A 16,645-nucleotide genomic window follows, 5' to 3' on the forward strand; every position below is an offset into this window, starting at 1 on the left:
CAGCGCCCTTGCGGTCACTCAAGAAAGCAATCAGTTGAAAATGGGTCGATACAGATCAAATGCCGGCCAGGCACAGGTATTTGATCTCCAGGTAATCCTCCAGCCCGTATTTGGAGCCTTCCCGGCCGACACCCGACGCCTTGACCCCACCAAACGGTGCGGCTTCGGAACTGATAATCCCGGTGTTGACGCCAACGATGCCGTACTCCAGCGCCTCGCCCAAACGAAACACCCGGCTGAGGTTCGCGGTGTAGAAATACGCCGCCAGGCCGAACTCGGTGTCGTTGGCTTTAGCGATAACTTCGGCGTCATCGAAGAAGCGAAAGACCGGTGCAAGCGGACCGAAAGTTTCTTCCTTGGCGACACGAGCGGTGCCCGGCACATCCACCAAGATCGTGGGCTCAAAGAAATTGGCGCCCTGGGGGTGCGCACCACCGCCCTGGACAACCTTGGCCCCTTTAGCCAAAGCATCCTCGATATGCTCGCGCACCTTGGCGACGGCCTTGCCATCAATCAGCGGCCCAAGCGTGACGCCCTCGGTAAAACCATCGCCAATCTTCAGAGCGGCCACGGCTGAGGCAAGTTTGTCGACAAAGGCGTCATACACCTTGTCTTGCACATACAGTCGATTCGCGCAGACGCAGGTCTGCCCTGCATTGCGAAACTTCGACGCGAGTGCGCCTTCAACGGCAGCGTCCAGATCGGCATCGTCGAACACAATAAAGGGCGCGTTGCCGCCCAGTTCCAGAGAGACTTTCTTGATGTCGTGGGCACATTTTTCCATGATCTGGCGACCGATCTCAGTGGACCCCGTGAAGGAAATCTTGCGCACCACCGGGTTGCTGGTCAGCTCCTCGGCAATCTCTGCCGCTGCGCCCGTCACCACCGACAGCACCCCCTTGGGAATGCCCGCCTGTTCGGCGAGGTAAACCAGCGCCAATGCCGAGAACGGCGTCTGGGATGCCGGCTTGATGACCATTGTGCAACCAGCGGCCAGCGCCGGACCGGCTTTGCGGGTGATCATTGCGCTGGGAAAATTCCACGGCGTGATGGCGGCGCACACGCCCACGGGCTGTTTGATGACCAGCAAGCGTTTGTCCGTTGCGCCCGGAATAATATCGCCGTAGACCCGCTTCGCCTCCTCCGCATACCACTCGATATAGGAGGCACCGAAGACGATTTCACCCAGCGCCTCAGGCAGCGGCTTGCCCTGTTCCAAGGTCATGATGTGAGCCAGGTCGCGCTGGTTTTCGATAATCAAGTCGTACCAACGCCGCAACGCATTGGCGCGGGCCTTGGCAGAAAGCTCACGCCACGCCGGCAGAGCGCGCTCGGCCGCTTCGATGGCGCGGCGGGTTTCAGCCTTGCCCATGCGCGGTACTTGGCCAATGGTGGCGCCCGTCGACGGGTTGTTCACCGTGATCGTGGCTTCGTTGTCTGCAGCCAGCCATTCACCGTCGATAAAGGCTCGATGACGCAAGAGTTCGGGGTTGTTCAAGCTCATTGCAGGTTCTCCGTTACGCGACGTTTGGGCGCCCCTTCGACACTCACGGCCTTGAACTTGAAGCCCCGGTAGTCATCGTTCTTGACCGCTGCCAATTGCTCGCTGAACGCGCCCAACCCCCCCATGTAGAAATACACCTTGTTGCTTTTGCCGGGGATATTGGCGCCGAAGATCCATGAGTCAGTCTTGGCAAACAGCGTCTGATCGGCAATGTCCTGGCAGGTCTTGCCCCATTCCTGCTCGCTTTGCGCAGACGGTTCCACACAGGCCAACTCGTTCTGCTCCATGAAACCAATCAGATCGGAGACCCACTCCACTTCGGTCTCAATTGTTGGTGGCAGATTGGTAAACGGACCGTTAGGCCCCAGGATCATGAACATATTCGGGAATTTGGCGGTGGCCACCGACAAGTAGCTGGACGGTCCGTCCGCCCAGTGATCCTTCATCAAGACGTTATCGCGGCCGCGAATATCGATGCGTTTGTAGTTACCGTCCACGGCGTCAAAACCGGTGGCAAACACCAGCACATCAAGCTCGTGTTCTATGCCATCGGCCGTCCGAATGCCCTTGGCGGTAATTTCTTCGATCGGGTTGGCCTTGACGTCAACCAGAGACACATTGGGACGATTGAAGGTCGCGTAGTAACCGCTGTCGCACAGCGGGCGCTTGGCGTAGAGATCGCGGGGCATCAACTTGCGGGCGATTTCCGGATCCTTGACGATCTCGGCGATTTTCTCGCGAACGAAATTTTGCGCCTCGATATTGGCCTCTTCACTGGTGGCGATATCGTTGAAGGTTTGGAACATATAGCGGAAGCCGCCGCCGCCATCCCAGGCGCGCTGGAAGATGGCTTTGCGTTCAGCTGCGTCCACACTCATGGTCGGAATGTCGCTTTCGGGGAAGCCGAATGCCAGGCGCGAGGACCGCACCTCCTGCCAGATGGCGTCGTAGTTACGTTTGATATCGTCGACGTATTCGCGACTGACCGGACCGTTGCCCACCGGCACGGTGTACTGGGCAGAGCGTTGGAAAACGGTCAGGTGGCCAACGGTCGGTGCGATCGCGGTGATGACCTGGCAACCTGTCGAACCCGTACCGATCACACCTACGCGCTTGCCTTCCAGTACGGCATCGGCCGGCCAGTTGGCGGTGTGATACATGCTCCCCTTGAACTGATCGAGGCCTTTGATCTTGGGCACATTCGTTGCGGACAACAGGCCTAGCGCCGTCACCAGGTATTTGGCGCTGTATTGACGACCGTCATCGGCCGTGACCAGCCAGCGGCTGCTCTGCTCGTCGAACACGGCGGCAGTGATGCCTGTCTCAAGCTGGATATCGCGCCGCAGATCGTGGCGATCCACGGCGTGGTTCAGGTAGGACAGGATCTGGGGCTGGGTCAGGTAGCGCGTGGTGATGTCCCACGCCTGGCACAGCTCACGGTCCCAGGAGAAGCAATAGACAAACGATTCACTGTCGGATAAGGCGCCGGGGTAGCGGTTCCAGAACCAGGTACCGCCTATACCACCGGCCTTGTCGAAGGCGCGCACCTTCAAGCCTAATTCATCACGCAATTTCTTGAGCATGTAAATGCCGCCGAAACCTGCGCCGATCACGATGGCGTCGTAGTTGATAACGTCGGTGCCAACGGAACGTTTGGCCAGAACTGTAGTTGTCATTATGTTCTCCTGTTTCGATCAGTGCGCCTGCAGGCTTCACTCAACAACAAAGCTGCAGGCAAGCCGTATCCGCTCCCTGAATAAGGATTCAGCGGACATGAACCTGGTAAGTGAACGGGGGGCAGTTAGAGCGAGAAGCCGCCATCAACAGCGATCGCCTGCCCGGTAACGTGGGGAGCGCACGCCAGGTAAACCGCCAATTGGCCCATGTCTTCCACGGTTTGCGCTTCCCCCTGAGGCAGCAGGCTGGACTGATGCCGCTCCCAGGATTGCACTTCGGTTTCGCCGGGTTGCGCCCAACGCGCAGAAAGCCCCTCATCACCGCGCCACATTCCGGTGCCCACCACACCGGGGCAGAGGGCGTTAACCGTGATGCCTTCGCGGGCAACTTCCTTGGCGAAGGCATTGGTAAAACCAATCACGGCGAATTTGGAGGCGCTGTAGTGAGAGAGGTCCGGGAAACCGACTTTGCCGGCAATTGAGGCAAGGTTGATGATGCGGCCGAAGTTATGCTCACGCATCAGCTTGAGTTCGGCTTGGCAGCAGAGGAATACGCCACGGGCGTTGATATTCATGATGCGGTCCCACTCGCTGACGGCCAGTTCATCGACCCGACCGAGGCTGACCACGCCCGCGTTGTTGACCGCCACATCCAGGCGGCCAAATTGCGCTCTGACCTGCTCAATCAAACTGACGACACTCTCGGGTTTGCTGACATCAACTTGCAGGGCCACAGCCCGACGACCCAGGGCCTGGACCAAGGCGGCAGCCTCTTGCGCGATGCCCAGGTCGTAATCGGCCAGCACCAGTTCTGCACCGGCCCGGGCCAGGCTCAGCGCAATACCCTGGCCAATGCCACGGCCAGCGCCGGTCACCAGGGCAACCTTGCCGTTCAGGGAGAAATTCACAGCGTTGAATTCGCTCATGTATTGCCTCTGTCGTTATTGTTGTTGAGATGCGACCGTTCGACGCGGCCTGCTGAGACTGACAGAGCAAGTCGGGTGCCAACCTCTTGCTGTCGGGCTATAACGCCCGGAATAGAGCGCTAGACGCATGATGGATCGCTGCTGCCCGACCGGCCGCCGCAAGACATAACCGCTCGTGTCTCCCGTGAGGCGCTGCGAATACTGAGCGGTTATGTCTCACCGGCACCGGCCGACTGATTCAGCTTGAAGAGATTGGCCAAGCCGCCTTTAATGGCCATCAACAGAAAAATAAGATCCAACCTTCGGAGGTACCATGTCCTCTGGTTTTTCGAAGACTCATGTGGAACACGTGAGTCGCGTACTGCGCACTGCCCAGAATGCCCCGACCCTGCCAGTGCCCAACGCCATCCTCGATTCCTGGCGTCGCTCGGTGCAGCATTACAAGCTCGACCCTGGGTCCCTGCAGGGGCCAAGGGTGCTGGAGGCTCACCAGATCAATGAGCACCGCCAGCGTGTCGACGACTTCCTGCATCTAGCAGGTGATGAAATGTCACGGCTTCACAGCCGCGTACGCGACGCCGATTACTGCGTGATGCTCACCGATACGCTGGGATGTACCGTCGACTACCGGATCGACTCAGCCCTGCGCGGCGAGTACCGGCGCTCCGGCATGGACGTCGGCACGTGCTGGTCGGAGAAGGAAGAAGGCACGACAGCGGTCAGCGCGGTGTTAATCGACAAGCTGCCGGTCACCGTGCACAAACTCGATCATTTCCGTGCAGCGTTTATCGGCAATACCTGCTCTGCGGCGCCGATATTTTCACCTGGCGGCGAGATCCTGGCGGTATTGGACGTTTCTTCAGTGCGTGCTCCCGATGACCGGCGCAGTCAGCATTTGATTCGGCAAATGGTCATTCAAAGTGCTACCGAACTCGAAAACGCGTACTTCATGTACAGCACCCAAGACCTATGGGTACTAAGGGCACACCCTCTGCCCGGTTATGTCGACAGCCAACCGCAATGCCTGTTCGCCTGGGACCGGGATGGCCTCATAGAGGCGCTCAACCCCGCTGCGCGGCGCCTGCTGCTACAGCGTTGTGGCCGAATCCCCGCACATGTCGACGAAGCCTTTGCCTCAGCAAAGCTGCCCGCCGCTGGGGACGACAACATCCACTTTCTGCCGTCGATGGGGTTGCACGTGCGCCTCAAGGCGCCCCGCCGCCCCATTAGCGCCCCACTGGCCAGCAGCCCGGCATCAGCGCTGGACCCCAAGGTTGCGCAGGCGCTGGAGCTGGCGGTACGTGTCAAGGATCGCGGTTTGCCCGTGCTGATCCATGGTGAGACCGGTGCGGGCAAAGAGTTTTTTGCCCTGCAACTGCATGCCGCCAGCAAGCGTCGAGACAAGCCCTTTGTCGCAGTGAACTGTGCAGCGATTCCCGAAAGCCTGATAGAGAGTGAGTTGTTCGGTTATGCCGCTGGCGCCTTTACCGGCGCTTCGACCAAAGGCATGCGAGGACTGTTGCAGCAGGCTGACGGCGGCACATTGTTTCTCGATGAAATCGGCGACATGCCCCTGGCCCTGCAAACCCGCCTGTTACGAGTACTCAGCGAAGGCGAAGTGGCCCCCCTGGGCGGTGCACGCACCCAGTCCATCGATATTCAGGTGGTGTGTGCCAGCCACCGTGATATTGCCACGCTGGTTGAAGCTGGCAGCTTTCGTGAAGACCTGTTTTTCCGCCTGAGCGGCGCACGCTTCGATATTCCGCCGCTACGCGAACGCAAAGACAAACTGGCGTTGATCAACAGACTCCTGGACGATGAGTGCGAGCGCTCGGGCGAGCGTGTTGAACTGAGCGAGTCTGCGCTGGAAATGCTCTTGAATTACAGCTGGCCGGGCAATATGCGCCAACTGCATCACGTGCTGCGATACGCCTGTGCTGTGTGTAAAAGCCAGGTGATCGGCGTGGACGATCTGCCAGCGACGCTCGGCGCGAGTGCGCCGGTAAAAGGCCAGGATACGGCCAGCGGCAGCCCGGAACGCCAGGCGTTGATCGACACGCTTGTGCGCAACCGCTGGAAACCTCTGTTGGCCGCGCGCGAACTGGGGGTCTCCCGTGCAACGCTGTACCGCAAAGTGAACGCGCATGGCATCAAAATGCCCGGCAAGGGCTCGTACGATTGAGTCTGTGCCAGGCGAGCTTTTCGCTCGCCTGGCGTGCGGTGCTTACAGAGCCTGCTGCAGCTCAGGGATGGCTTCGAACAAGTCCGCCACCAGGCCGTAATCGGCCACCTGGAAGATCGGCGCTTCTTCGTCCTTGTTGATCGCGACGATCACCTTGGAGTCTTTCATGCCGGCCAGGTGCTGGATCGCGCCGGAGATACCGACGGCGAAGTACAGCTGTGGCGCAACGATCTTGCCGGTCTGACCGACCTGCATGTCGTTAGGGACAAAACCTGCGTCGACCGCGGCGCGGGAAGCACCCACGGCAGCGCCCAGCTTGTCAGCCAGGGCGTACAGGTGTTTGAAGTTATCGCCGTTCTGCATGCCACGGCCGCCGGAAACGACGATCTTGGCAGCGGTCAGTTCCGGACGATCCGATTTGGCGAGTTCTTCGCCAACGAAGCTGGAAGTGCCAGCGTCGTGAGCAGCAGCAACGGTTTCAATCGATGCCGAACCGCCTTCCGCCGCCACCGGGTCAAAACCGGTAGCACGCACGGTGATCACTTTCACCGACGCGTTCGACTGAACGGTGGCAATGGCATTACCGGCGTAGATCGGGCGCTTGAAGGTGTCGGCGCTTTCTACCGAGATGATCTCGGAGATCTGGTCAACGTCCAGCGCAGCAGCAACGCGCGGCAGGATGTTTTTGCCGTTGGAAGTGGCGGCAGCCAGGATGTGACTGTAGCTCTTGCCACCTGCTTCTTGGACAAGAGCAGCGATCAGAGGCGCAACATTTTCCGGCAACTGATGCGCATAGGCGGCGTTGTCGGCCACCAGCACTTTAGCCACGCCAGCGATTTTCGCAGCGGCTTCAGCCACGGCGCCAGCGTCAAGGCCGGCAACCAGAACGTGGATGTCGCCACCGATTTTGGCAGCAGCAGCTACGGTATTCAGGGTGGCTGGAGCCACTAATTTGTTGTCGTGTTCAGCGATTACCAAGATAGTCATGATTAGGCTCCTAAGCTCAAAGCACCTTTGCTTCGTTTTTCAGTTTCTCGACCAGTTCAGCCACCGACTTGACCTTGATACCCGCGCTGCGTGCAGCAGGCGCTTCGACTTTCACAGTCTTGTTGGTGGAGGCGGTGGAAACGCCCAAAGCATCCGCAGTCACTACTTCGAGAGGCTTCTTCTTGGCTTTCATGATGTTTGGCAGGGACGCATAACGCGGCTCGTTCAAACGCAGGTCGGTGGTGACGATGGCCGGCAGTTTCAGGGAAACCGTCTGCGCGCCGCCGTCGATTTCGCGGGTAACGGCAACGCTGTCACCGCTGATTTCAACTTTCGACGCGAACGTGCCCTGGCCATAACCGCTCAATGCCGCGAGCATCTGGCCAGTCTGGTTGTTGTCGCTGTCGATCGCTTGTTTGCCAAGGATCACCAGCTGTGGCTGTTCCTTGTCGACAACAGCCTTGAGCAGTTTGGCAACGGCCAGGGAAGTCAGATCTTCAGTGGATTCGACGAGGATGGCGCGGTCGGCACCCAGGGCCAGCGCAGTGCGCAGTTGCTCCTGAGCGGTGGACGGGCCGACGGACACGACGACGATTTCAGTCGCAACGCGCCCTTCTTTTATAGAGAGCTCTTTCAGGCGTACGGCTTCTTCCACGGCGATTTCGCAGAAAGGGTTCATCGACATCTTGACGTTAGCAAGGTCAACGCCGGAATTGTCCGCCTTGACGCGAACTTTCACGTTGTAGTCGACCACCCGCTTGATGGCTACCAGAACTTTCATGGATAACTCCATAGCAACATAGTGAACCCGATACGCCACCGGCATACCGGGAAAAAAGATCAGTGCTCGCCCAGTTGCTCGATCACACCGCTGGCCTTCAACTGCGCCAGACGCTCGTCGTCCAACCCCAGCTGACGCTTGAGCACCTCATCCGTGTGCTCGCCCAGCATCGGCGCCGGACGCAGGTATTCCACCGGTGTGCCCGACATCTTGATCGGGCTGCCAACCGTCACGAAGTCTGCCTTGAGCGGGTGTGGAATGGTCACCAGCATGTTGCGCGCCTTGACCTGAGGTTCATCCAGGGCCTGGGCAATGCTGTTGATCGCACCGATGGGCACGCCACGCGGATGGACTCGGTCAATCCACTCCTGTGCCCGACCATCCAGGAAGTGCCGTGACAAGATCTCGATGATCGCTTCGCGATTGGCCACACGGTCGGCGTTACGCGTAAATCGAGGGTCTGCCGGCAGGTGGCCCAGGCCAATGGCGTCGCACAGCGCGACAAACTGCGAGTCGTTGCCGCAGGCGATGATGAAGTCCTGGTCGCTGGCACGGAACACCTGATACGGCACGATATTGGCGTGAGCATTGCCATAACGCCCCGGCGGTTTGCCCGAGGCCAGGTAGTTCTGGCTCTGATTGCACAAGGTTGCGACCTGCACGTCCAGCAGCGCCATATCGATGTGCTGCCCTGCACCGGTTTTTTCCCGGCTGAGCAGCGCCGCCTGGATGGCAACCGTGGAATAAAGGCCGGTCATCAGGTCGGAAAAAGCCACGCCAACCTTCTGCGGACCGCCACCGGGCAAGTCATCGCGCTCGCCGGTAATGCTCATCAGCCCGCCGATGCCCTGCACGATGAAGTCGTAACCGGGTTCGGCCGCACGCGGGCCGGTCTGCCCGAATCCTGTGACGGAGCAGTACACCAGCCGAGGGTTCAACTGCGACAACGAGGCGTAATCCAATCCGTACTTGGCCAGGGAGCCAGCCTTGTAGTTTTCGATCAGCACATCACAGCCGGTCGCCAGTGCACGCACCAACTCCTGCCCTTGCGGGCTAGCCAGGTTCAGCGCTACCGATAACTTGCCGCGATTGGTTGATTGGTAATACGACGCTTCAGAGGTCAACTCATCGCTCTGGCCTTTCATCCAGGGCGGGCCCCAACCCCGGGTATCGTCGCCCACACCCGGCCGTTCAACCTTGATCACTTCTGCGCCCAGATCGGCCAGTGTCTGTCCGCACCAGGGGCCGGCAAGCACACGGCTCAAGTCGAGTACGCGGTATCCAGTCAAAGCACCCATGTCATTTCACCTTTGCTTGAGCGGTTACACACGCTCGATCACCATCGCCAGCCCTTGGCCGACACCGATACACAGACTCACCACGGCATAGCGCTTACCGCTGCGTTGCAACGTGCGCGCCGCAGTGAGGGCCAGACGCGCACCGGAGGCGCCCAAGGGGTGGCCCACCGCAATCGCGCCGCCATTGGGGTTGACGCGAGGATCGTCGAACGCCACGCCGAGCCCTTTGAGGCAACCCAGAACCTGGCTGGCAAATGCTTCGTTGATTTCGATGATGTCCATGTCCGCCAACGTCAGGCCTGCCCGCGCCAGCGCTCTATTGATTGCCTCCACAGGCCCCACACCCATGATGCGAGGTGCGATACCTGCAACTGCGCTCGACAGGATGCGCACCATGGGCACCAGACCATGGTGTTCGCCTGCCGCACGCGAGCCGATCAATAGCGCGGCAGCGCCGTCGTTGACACCGGATGCATTGCCGGCGGTGACCACCCCGCCCTCGTGCAGAGGTCGCAGCCGGCTCAACGCCGCGAGGTCAGATTGCGGGCGCGGGTGTTCGTCGTGTTCCACAAGGTTGGGCGGTGTTTTACGGCCAGTGGGCACGCTGACGGCCAGAATTTCATCGTCAAAGAAACCGCTTTCCCGCGCGGCTTCGTAATTGGCTTGCGAGCGGGCCGCAAAAACGTCGGCCTGTTCACGGTCGATGCCGTATTCCTGCGCCACGTTGTCGCCAGTCTGCGGCATGGTGTCATTACCAAACTCCGCCAAGATTTTGGGGTTTGGAAAACGCGCGCCGATGGTGCTGTCGTACACCGTAAAATCCCGACTGTAGGCAGCCTCGGCTTTGGCCATGACGAAGGGTGCGCGCGACATGCTCTCCACCCCACCGGCCACATACAATTCACCTTCCTGGCAAGTGACTGCGCGCGCGGCATCAATCACGGCTGCCAGCCCGCTGGCGCACAATCGGTTGACCGTCTGCCCAGGCACAGTAACGGGCATCCCGGCAAGCAGTGCCGCGTGACGCGCAATATTGCGACTGTCCTCACCGGCCTGATTGGTATTGCCGAGAATGACGTCCTCGATAGCTTCGCCAGGGATGGCGTTGCGCGCGAGCAGTTCCCGAATCACGTGGGCCGCAAGGTCGTCAGGCCGTACTGGCGCGAGGGCGCCCGCATGGCGACCGAAAGGCGTACGTAACCCCGCAAAAATATAAGCATCAAGCATGGCAGTTTCCTAAGCGTTGATAGATCAGGTCAGTGTCGGTTCTGGATGGCACAGCGATAAGCCCAGGGCCGCACGACGGCGCAGCCAGGGGCCAGGCCGATAACGCGGGTCCCCGGTCAGTTCGGTCATGCGTTCGAGGATGGTCAGCAAGCGCTGCGCGCCGACACTGTCGCCCCAGGCCAGCGGGCCCTGCGGGTAACCCAACCCACGACGCACGCCTTCATTAAGGTCTTCGACGCTGGCTATGCGTTGTTGGACGATATCGCCCGCCAGGTTGACGATCATCGCCAGCACCCGCTGAGCGACGAAGCCGACACTGTCATTGATCACGCTGACGCCCACACCGTCGCGAGACAGCAGCGCATGAGCCGCTTGGCGCATATCGATGCCGGTTGCCGGTGTGAGCATGAGTGTGCGGTAGCGCGTGCAATCGAGCAGCGGGTCAATACAGATCGTGCGCGTCGGGTCTACGCCAAAACGCTGCGCTGCGCGTGTCGCGTCCACGCCATAGGGCGCCAGTAGGCAAAGCGCAGCGTCGGAAGGCGTGCTGCCCTGCTCCACCTGGGCGCCCAGGCGCCCCAACAGCGCGCTGAGGCTGGTACGGTCAGCATCATTCTCGGTACCCAACCACACAGGCGGCATAGACTCCACAACAGGCACGGGCTGGGGTTGCGGAACATCGACCATTTGGCCGTTGGCATAGCGGTAAAAACCACGCCCCACCTTACGCCCTACATAGCCAGCCTCAAGCATTTGGCGGGTCAGCGCAGCGGGCCGATAACGGGGTTCCTGGTAGAACTGGTTATAAATAGACTCGATCACTGGGTGGGAGACATCCAACGCGGTGAGGTCGAACAGCTCCAGGGGGCCCATGCGGAAACCCAGGCCTTCGCGCAGAATGCGATCAATCTCGGCGGGCTCGGCGACGCCTTCCTTGAGTATCTGCAAGGCTTCAGTGCTGTAAGCGCGACCCGCGTGGTTGATGATGAAGCCAGGGGTGTCTTTGGCGCGGATCCCTCGGTGCCCCATCCGCGCGGCCAATGCCTGCAGGCTGTCACCGACGCGAGGATCACTGGCCAGGCCATCAATGACCTCCACCACTTTCATCAGCGGCACCGGATTGAAAAAGTGAAACCCTGCCACACGTTCAGGCTTGCGGCACTCGCGTGCGATGCTGGTGACCGACAGCGAAGAGGTATTGGTAGCAAGAATACAGTCGTCGCCAACGACGCCCTCAAGCTCGGCGAGCAAGGCTTGCTTGGCATCGAGGCGCTCAATGATGGCTTCCACCACTACGTCAACGTCGCTGAGATCAGTCAATGCGCCGGCGACATGCAGGCGCTCAAGGGTTGCCTGGGCATCACTGGCCGGGACCTTGCCTTTGGCCACCAACTTGTCCAGGGTCTGTTGGAGGTTTTCGCGAGCGGCCTGCGCGGCACCTTCACGGTTATCGAACAGCATGACCTCAACGCCGGCCTGTGCCGCAATCTGGGCAATGCCCGTGCCCATGACACCCACGCCCACGACAGCCATCCGTTTGATTTCACGTGTCATGGGTCATTCTCCAGTAAAGGTTGCTTGGCGTTTTTCAAGGAACGCAGTGGCGCCTTCCTTTTGATCCCTGGAATCAAACAGCAACTGAAATGCCTTGCGCTCCAAGGCCAATGCGCTCTCCAGAGGCAGGTCGGCACCGAGCAGCATGACTTCTTTGATCTGTGCGACGGCCAGAGGCGGCAACGCGGCTATTTGCGCGGCCAGTTCAAGGGATCGGGGCAGAGTGAGCTCATCACTGACCACTTCGCTGACCATGCCCATCGCAAGTGCTTCGGGGGCAGGCACCAGGCATCCGGTCAACGCTATTCGCATGGCCTGGAATTTGCCGACTGCGCGGATCAGCCGTTGAGTGCCGCCAGCTCCAGGCATCAGGCCAAGCTTGACTTCGGGTTGACCGAAGCGCGCCGATTGACCGGCAACAATGATGTCGCAGTGCATCGCCAGTTCGCAGCCGCCGCCCAGGGCAAACCCATTCACGGCAGCGATGATCGGTTTGGGGCAGCGAGCGATAGCGTCCCACAAGCGTTCCGTGTGACGAAGATACATCTCGACAGGGCTGGCCTGGGCAAACTCGCGGATGTCGGCGCCGGCAACGAAGCACTGCTCGCCGCCCGTGAGGACGATTGAACGCACGCGGTCATCTGCGGCCAAGGCGCGAAAGATATCGGCCAGTTGCTCACGGACGGCGCTGTTAAGGGCGTTCTTGACTTCGGGCCGCTCAATGCGCACGACTGCGACTGCATTGTCTTGTATGTGCAGATGCACGACGTGCTCTGGGTGGGAGTTCATATCGACCTCTTATTATTGTTTCGCCAGGCGAAACTGGATTCCGTATTTACCATCAATCATAGGTATTCTTACGAAGTCCTGTAAACAGAAAAAGCTTAACCCTGCGTAAAGACCAGTATTTACTGGTCTTTACCGACATAAAACATGTCTGTTGGTTTTTAGAACGCTAGCGCATATAATTTCGCCTAGCGAAACTACATTTTATTTTCTTGCATTTATTTAAATTGGGGTTCTACCATGGCTCGCATCAAGGCAGATCAACAGGCCGCCGACACGAAAAGCGGAGCGGACGAAATCGGGTTACTTAAGATGGGCATGCTCGACCCCACCAGCGCGTTGAGCGATGACGAAAACAGCGGTCAGTTCGTAACGGCGCTGGCACGCGGGCTGGAGTTGATGCGGTGCTTTACCCCACGCGACAACGTGTTGGGCAATCAGGATCTGGCACGTCTGACCGGCCTGCCCAAACCGACCGTTACGCGATTGACCAACACGCTGATGCGTCTGGGTTGCCTTAAACGTGAAGTGCATTCGGGCAAGTATCAGCTGGATGTCGGGGTGCTGGGTTTTGGCTACGCCATGCTGTCGAACCTGGCGATTCGCACGGTGGCTCATCCGTTGATGGAAGAGCTGGCCAATCATGCGCAGGCGGCGGTCGCCATGGCTTCCCGTGATCGCCTGCAGATGGTGTACCTGGATGTGGTTCAGGGTCAGGGCAACATGACCATGCGCCGCCAGACCGGCAGTTACTTGCCACTGGCACAGAGCTCGGTAGGCCGCGCTTGCCTGGCGGCAATGCCCGAGACCGAGCGAGAGTTTTTGCTCGACCATATCCGCCAGCGTGAATCGGAGCAGTGGCCAACCATTCGCAAGGGATTGGACCGGGCCTTCAGGGATTACGCCGACTATGGCTTTTGCCTGTCGATCGGCGAGTGGCATCGCGACGTGAACTCCGTAGCGGTACCGCTGCTGCATCCGCAGTACGGGTTGCTGACCTTCAACTGCGGCGGACCGAGTTTTCAACTGCCGCGTGAACGACTGATGGACGATATCGGGCCGCGCCTGATCAACATGGTTAACAACATTGGCGCCGCTGCTCGCTGACGCAACGGAGTAACGGCGCCCTGATAAAAGAACCGCTCGCCTGCGAGCGTTAGGAGCGCACATGATCCGTGATACCGAAACCCTGCAGATTCTGTTGGATTCACTTCGCCAATTTGTCGGCGAGGTGCTGATTCCTCGCGAAAATGAGGTGGCTGACACCGACTCGATCCCCCAGGACATCGTCGAACAGATGCAGGCCATGGGGCTGTTCGGTCTCACGCTGCCGGAAGAGTTCGGCGGACTGGGCGTCACGATGGAAGAAGAGGTGAATATCGCCTTTGAATTAGGGCGCACATCCCCGGCGTTTCGATCCTACATCGGCACCAACAACGGCATTGGCTCCATCGGTATTCTCCTGGATGGCACCGCCGAGCAGAAACAGCATTACCTGCCCAAGCTTGCCAGCGGCGAGTTGCTCAGCTCTTTCTGCCTGACTGAACCCGATGCCGGCTCTGATGCCGCCTCGCTCAAGACCAGCGCCGTGCGCGATGGCGACAGCTACATCCTCAATGGCACCAAGCGTTTCATCACCAACGCCCCACACGCCGGCATCTATACCGTGATGGCGCGTACAAGCAACGAAATTAAAGGTGCTGGCGGTATCAGCGCGTTTATCGTCGAACGCGGTACACCCGGTGTGTCCTTGGGCAAACCCGACCACAAGATGGGCCACAAAGGCGCCCACACCTGTGACGTCATCTTTGAAAACGCTCGCGTGCCAACCAGCCAATTGATCGGCGGCCTCGAAGGCGTGGGTTTCAAAACCGCCATGAAAGTCCTCGACAAGGGCCGCCTGCACATTGCGGCTTTGAGTGTGGGGGCGGCTGAGCGGATGCTCGACGATGCCCTGCGCTATGCGCTGGAACGCAAACAATTTGGTAAACCTATCGCTGAGTTCCAGCTGATCCAGGCAATGCTGGCCGACAGCAAAGCGGAAATCTACGCGAGCCGCTGTATGGTCCTGGATGCTGCCCGCAAACGCGACGATGGCCACAATGTGAGCACCGAAGCCTCGTGCGCCAAGATGTTTTCTACGGAAATGTGCGGGCGCGTTGCCGATCGCTGTGTGCAGATCCATGGCGGCGCCGGCTATGTCAGCGAATACGCCATAGAGCGCTTCTACCGGGATGTGCGCCTGTTCCGCATTTATGAAGGCACCACCCAGATCCAGCAGATTGTAATTGCGCGAAACATGATTCGAGACGCTCAAGGCTGAGGCAAACGCCCTTTCCTGCTCCAGTTCTACCCCATAAATACAATAAGGTAACTCTATGGACGCTGCTGCTCAGGCAAGCGCGACGGCGCACGCCAAGTCCAGTACTTGGGTACTGGTCTTTATTTTTTGTTTTCTCGGCTTGTTAATCGACGGCGCCGATTTGATGTTGCTGTCTTACAGCCTCAATAGTCTGAAGGCTGAGTTTGGCCTCACCAACGTAGAGGCCGGAAGCCTGGGCAGTTTCACCTTGGCCGGGATGGCGATCGGCGGAATCTACGGTGGCTGGGCGTGTGACAGATTCGGCCGGGTGAAAACCGTGGTCTGGAGTATTTTGCTGTTCTCCGTCGGCACAGCCGCCCTGGGCCTGACGCAAACCTACTGGCAGTTCGCAACTATCCGGTTCCTGGCTTCATTAGGAATCGGCGCGTTGTATGTGGCGTGCAATACCCTGATGTCCGAGTACGTCCCTACCCGTTATCGCACCACCGTGCTTGGCACCCTCCAGGCCGGTTGGTCTGTGGGCTACATTGTCGCGACCTTGCTGGCTGGCTGGATCTTGCCGGTCCATGGCTGGCGCTGGCTTTTCTATATCGCGATTATCCCGGTGATCCTTGCTCTGGTGATGCAACATTTCGTACCGGAACCACAGGCCTGGATCAACGCCCAGGCCGAGCGAGCCAAAGAAAAACTCGCGGGAATCCGTCAGGGATCAGTGGTGAAACGTGACAGCATGTACAAGCAGATTTTCAGCGATCCCCAGGCGCGCCGGATGTTTTTCTGCTGGGCGCTGACTGCCGGTTTCCTACAGTTCGGCTACTACGGAGTGAACAACTGGCTGCCAACCTACCTGGAGAGTGAGCTGGGCATGAACCTCAAGTCCATGACCGGCTACATGGTGGGCACTTACACCGCCATGATCCTCGGCAAAATTCTCGCTGGCATGGCTGCAGACCGCGTGGGACGTAGAAGCGTATTCGCCTTTGGCGCACTGGGAACGGCAGTGTTTCTGCCGGTGATCGTGCTGTTCCAGAGCCAGGAAAACATACTCTGGATGCTGGTGGTGTTCGGCTTTTTGTACGGTATTCCCTACGGCGTGAACGCCACGTACATGACCGAAAGCTTCGAAGCCAAATTTCGTGGATCTGCCGTGGGTGGGGCCTACAATATTGGGCGTCTGGGTGCAGCGATTGCTCCGGCTGCTATCGGGTTCCTCGCCTCTCATGGCTCGATCGGTGTGGGTTTTCTGGTCATGGGCGCTGCCTACTTTATCTGCGGCGTGATTCCGGCGCTGTTTATCAGGGACAAGCAGTTCGACCCGCAAAAGCAGTAGCGCTTGTAAGCCTTGGAGGTCTGGTAGTGCGGCTAATGAGACAAGGTTGTTCCGTGGTACCCGAGTGCAAA

General features: G+C 59.3%; 13 protein-coding genes. 4 read left to right on the plus strand and 9 right to left on the minus strand.

Translation table 11 applies throughout. From position 1 onward, the window contains the following. Positions 1 to 55 precede the first annotated feature (55 nt). From gabD to UB23_RS06295, 3 genes are all read right to left on the minus strand, one after another. The gene (gene gabD, locus UB23_RS06285) at positions 56 to 1,504 is read right to left on the minus strand and encodes an NADP-dependent succinate-semialdehyde dehydrogenase (RefSeq protein WP_045058460.1); all 1,449 of its coding nucleotides are present in this window, start codon (positions 1,502 to 1,504) and stop codon (positions 56 to 58) included. Continuing rightward, the gene (locus tag UB23_RS06290; RefSeq protein ID WP_045058461.1) at positions 1,501 to 3,180 is read right to left on the minus strand and encodes a flavin-containing monooxygenase; all 1,680 of its coding nucleotides are present in this window, start codon (positions 3,178 to 3,180) and stop codon (positions 1,501 to 1,503) included. Before UB23_RS06290 ends, gabD begins: the two co-directional genes overlap by 4 nt. Positions 3,181 to 3,305: 125 nt before the next feature. Further along, the gene (locus UB23_RS06295; RefSeq protein ID WP_045058462.1) at positions 3,306 to 4,106 is read right to left on the minus strand and encodes an SDR family NAD(P)-dependent oxidoreductase; all 801 of its coding nucleotides are present in this window, start codon (positions 4,104 to 4,106) and stop codon (positions 3,306 to 3,308) included. A 313-nt stretch (positions 4,107 to 4,419) separates the two neighbouring features. On the opposite strand from UB23_RS06295, the gene UB23_RS06300 reads away from it, so the two are divergent. Continuing rightward, positions 4,420 to 6,288, plus strand: a complete 1,869-nt coding sequence (locus UB23_RS06300) for a sigma-54-dependent Fis family transcriptional regulator (protein ID WP_045058463.1) — start codon at positions 4,420 to 4,422, stop codon at positions 6,286 to 6,288. 42 nt (positions 6,289 to 6,330) lie between these two features. Here the strand turns inward: UB23_RS06300 and UB23_RS06305 are convergent, their stop codons facing one another. The 6 genes from UB23_RS06305 to UB23_RS06330 are packed head-to-tail and all read right to left on the minus strand — an operon-like array spanning position 6,331 to position 12,924. Continuing rightward, positions 6,331 to 7,275, minus strand: coding sequence for an electron transfer flavoprotein subunit alpha/FixB family protein (locus UB23_RS06305; RefSeq protein WP_045058464.1), 945 nt, complete (start codon positions 7,273 to 7,275; stop codon positions 6,331 to 6,333). A 16-nt stretch (positions 7,276 to 7,291) separates the two neighbouring features. Further along, the gene (locus UB23_RS06310; protein WP_045058465.1) at positions 7,292 to 8,056 is read right to left on the minus strand and encodes an electron transfer flavoprotein subunit beta/FixA family protein; all 765 of its coding nucleotides are present in this window, start codon (positions 8,054 to 8,056) and stop codon (positions 7,292 to 7,294) included. Positions 8,057 to 8,115: 59 nt separating this feature from the next. After that, positions 8,116 to 9,354: a CaiB/BaiF CoA transferase family protein gene (locus UB23_RS06315; protein ID WP_045058466.1), complete on the minus strand. Its 1,239-nt coding sequence runs from the start codon at positions 9,352 to 9,354 to the stop codon at positions 8,116 to 8,118. A gap of 24 nt (positions 9,355 to 9,378) precedes the next feature. Continuing rightward, the gene (locus UB23_RS06320; RefSeq protein WP_045058467.1) at positions 9,379 to 10,581 is read right to left on the minus strand and encodes a 3-oxoadipyl-CoA thiolase; all 1,203 of its coding nucleotides are present in this window, start codon (positions 10,579 to 10,581) and stop codon (positions 9,379 to 9,381) included. 24 nt (positions 10,582 to 10,605) lie between these two features. Then, on the minus strand, positions 10,606 to 12,135 hold the full coding sequence (locus tag UB23_RS06325) for a 3-hydroxyacyl-CoA dehydrogenase (protein WP_045058468.1): 1,530 nt from the start codon (positions 12,133 to 12,135) through the stop codon (positions 10,606 to 10,608). 3 nt (positions 12,136 to 12,138) lie between these two features. Further along, positions 12,139 to 12,924: an enoyl-CoA hydratase gene (locus UB23_RS06330; RefSeq protein WP_045058469.1), complete on the minus strand. Its 786-nt coding sequence runs from the start codon at positions 12,922 to 12,924 to the stop codon at positions 12,139 to 12,141. Between the two features lie 237 nt (positions 12,925 to 13,161). On the opposite strand from UB23_RS06330, the gene UB23_RS06335 reads away from it, so the two are divergent. The 3 genes from UB23_RS06335 to UB23_RS06345 all read left to right on the plus strand — a co-directional run bounded on the left by UB23_RS06335 (position 13,162) and on the right by UB23_RS06345 (position 16,574). Continuing rightward, complete coding sequence (locus UB23_RS06335) at positions 13,162 to 14,028, plus strand: IclR family transcriptional regulator (protein WP_045058470.1); 867 nt, start codon at positions 13,162 to 13,164, stop codon at positions 14,026 to 14,028. A 61-nt stretch (positions 14,029 to 14,089) separates the two neighbouring features. Next, the gene (locus tag UB23_RS06340; RefSeq protein WP_045058471.1) at positions 14,090 to 15,244 is read left to right on the plus strand and encodes an acyl-CoA dehydrogenase family protein; all 1,155 of its coding nucleotides are present in this window, start codon (positions 14,090 to 14,092) and stop codon (positions 15,242 to 15,244) included. Positions 15,245 to 15,299: 55 nt separating this feature from the next. Beyond that, positions 15,300 to 16,574 (plus strand): MFS transporter, encoded by a 1,275-nt coding sequence (locus UB23_RS06345; protein WP_045058472.1) that lies wholly within the window; start codon positions 15,300 to 15,302, stop codon positions 16,572 to 16,574. Positions 16,575 to 16,645: the final 71 nt, after the last annotated feature.

Origin of the sequence: Pseudomonas sp. ES3-33 (assembly GCF_000952175.1) — a bacterium.
Lineage (GTDB): Bacteria > Pseudomonadota > Gammaproteobacteria > Pseudomonadales > Pseudomonadaceae > Aquipseudomonas > Aquipseudomonas gregormendelii.

Coding starts and splice junctions, on each gene's coding strand:
- UB23_RS06345 (WP_045058472.1), top strand. CDS start 15,300: ATGGACGCTGCTGCTCAGGCAAGCGCGACGGCGCACGCCAAGTCCAGT.
- UB23_RS06300 (WP_045058463.1), top strand. CDS start 4,420: ATGTCCTCTGGTTTTTCGAAGACTCATGTGGAACACGTGAGTCGCGTA.
- UB23_RS06290 (WP_045058461.1), bottom strand. CDS start 3,180: ATGACAACTACAGTTCTGGCCAAACGTTCCGTTGGCACCGACGTTATC.
- UB23_RS06315 (WP_045058466.1), bottom strand. CDS start 9,354: ATGGGTGCTTTGACTGGATACCGCGTACTCGACTTGAGCCGTGTGCTT.
- gabD (WP_045058460.1), bottom strand. CDS start 1,504: ATGAGCTTGAACAACCCCGAACTCTTGCGTCATCGAGCCTTTATCGAC.
- UB23_RS06310 (WP_045058465.1), bottom strand. CDS start 8,056: ATGAAAGTTCTGGTAGCCATCAAGCGGGTGGTCGACTACAACGTGAAA.
- UB23_RS06295 (WP_045058462.1), bottom strand. CDS start 4,106: ATGAGCGAATTCAACGCTGTGAATTTCTCCCTGAACGGCAAGGTTGCC.
- UB23_RS06340 (WP_045058471.1), top strand. CDS start 14,090: ATGATCCGTGATACCGAAACCCTGCAGATTCTGTTGGATTCACTTCGC.
- UB23_RS06335 (WP_045058470.1), top strand. CDS start 13,162: ATGGCTCGCATCAAGGCAGATCAACAGGCCGCCGACACGAAAAGCGGA.
- UB23_RS06325 (WP_045058468.1), bottom strand. CDS start 12,135: ATGACACGTGAAATCAAACGGATGGCTGTCGTGGGCGTGGGTGTCATG.
- UB23_RS06305 (WP_045058464.1), bottom strand. CDS start 7,275: ATGACTATCTTGGTAATCGCTGAACACGACAACAAATTAGTGGCTCCA.
- UB23_RS06330 (WP_045058469.1), bottom strand. CDS start 12,924: ATGAACTCCCACCCAGAGCACGTCGTGCATCTGCACATACAAGACAAT.
- UB23_RS06320 (WP_045058467.1), bottom strand. CDS start 10,581: ATGCTTGATGCTTATATTTTTGCGGGGTTACGTACGCCTTTCGGTCGC.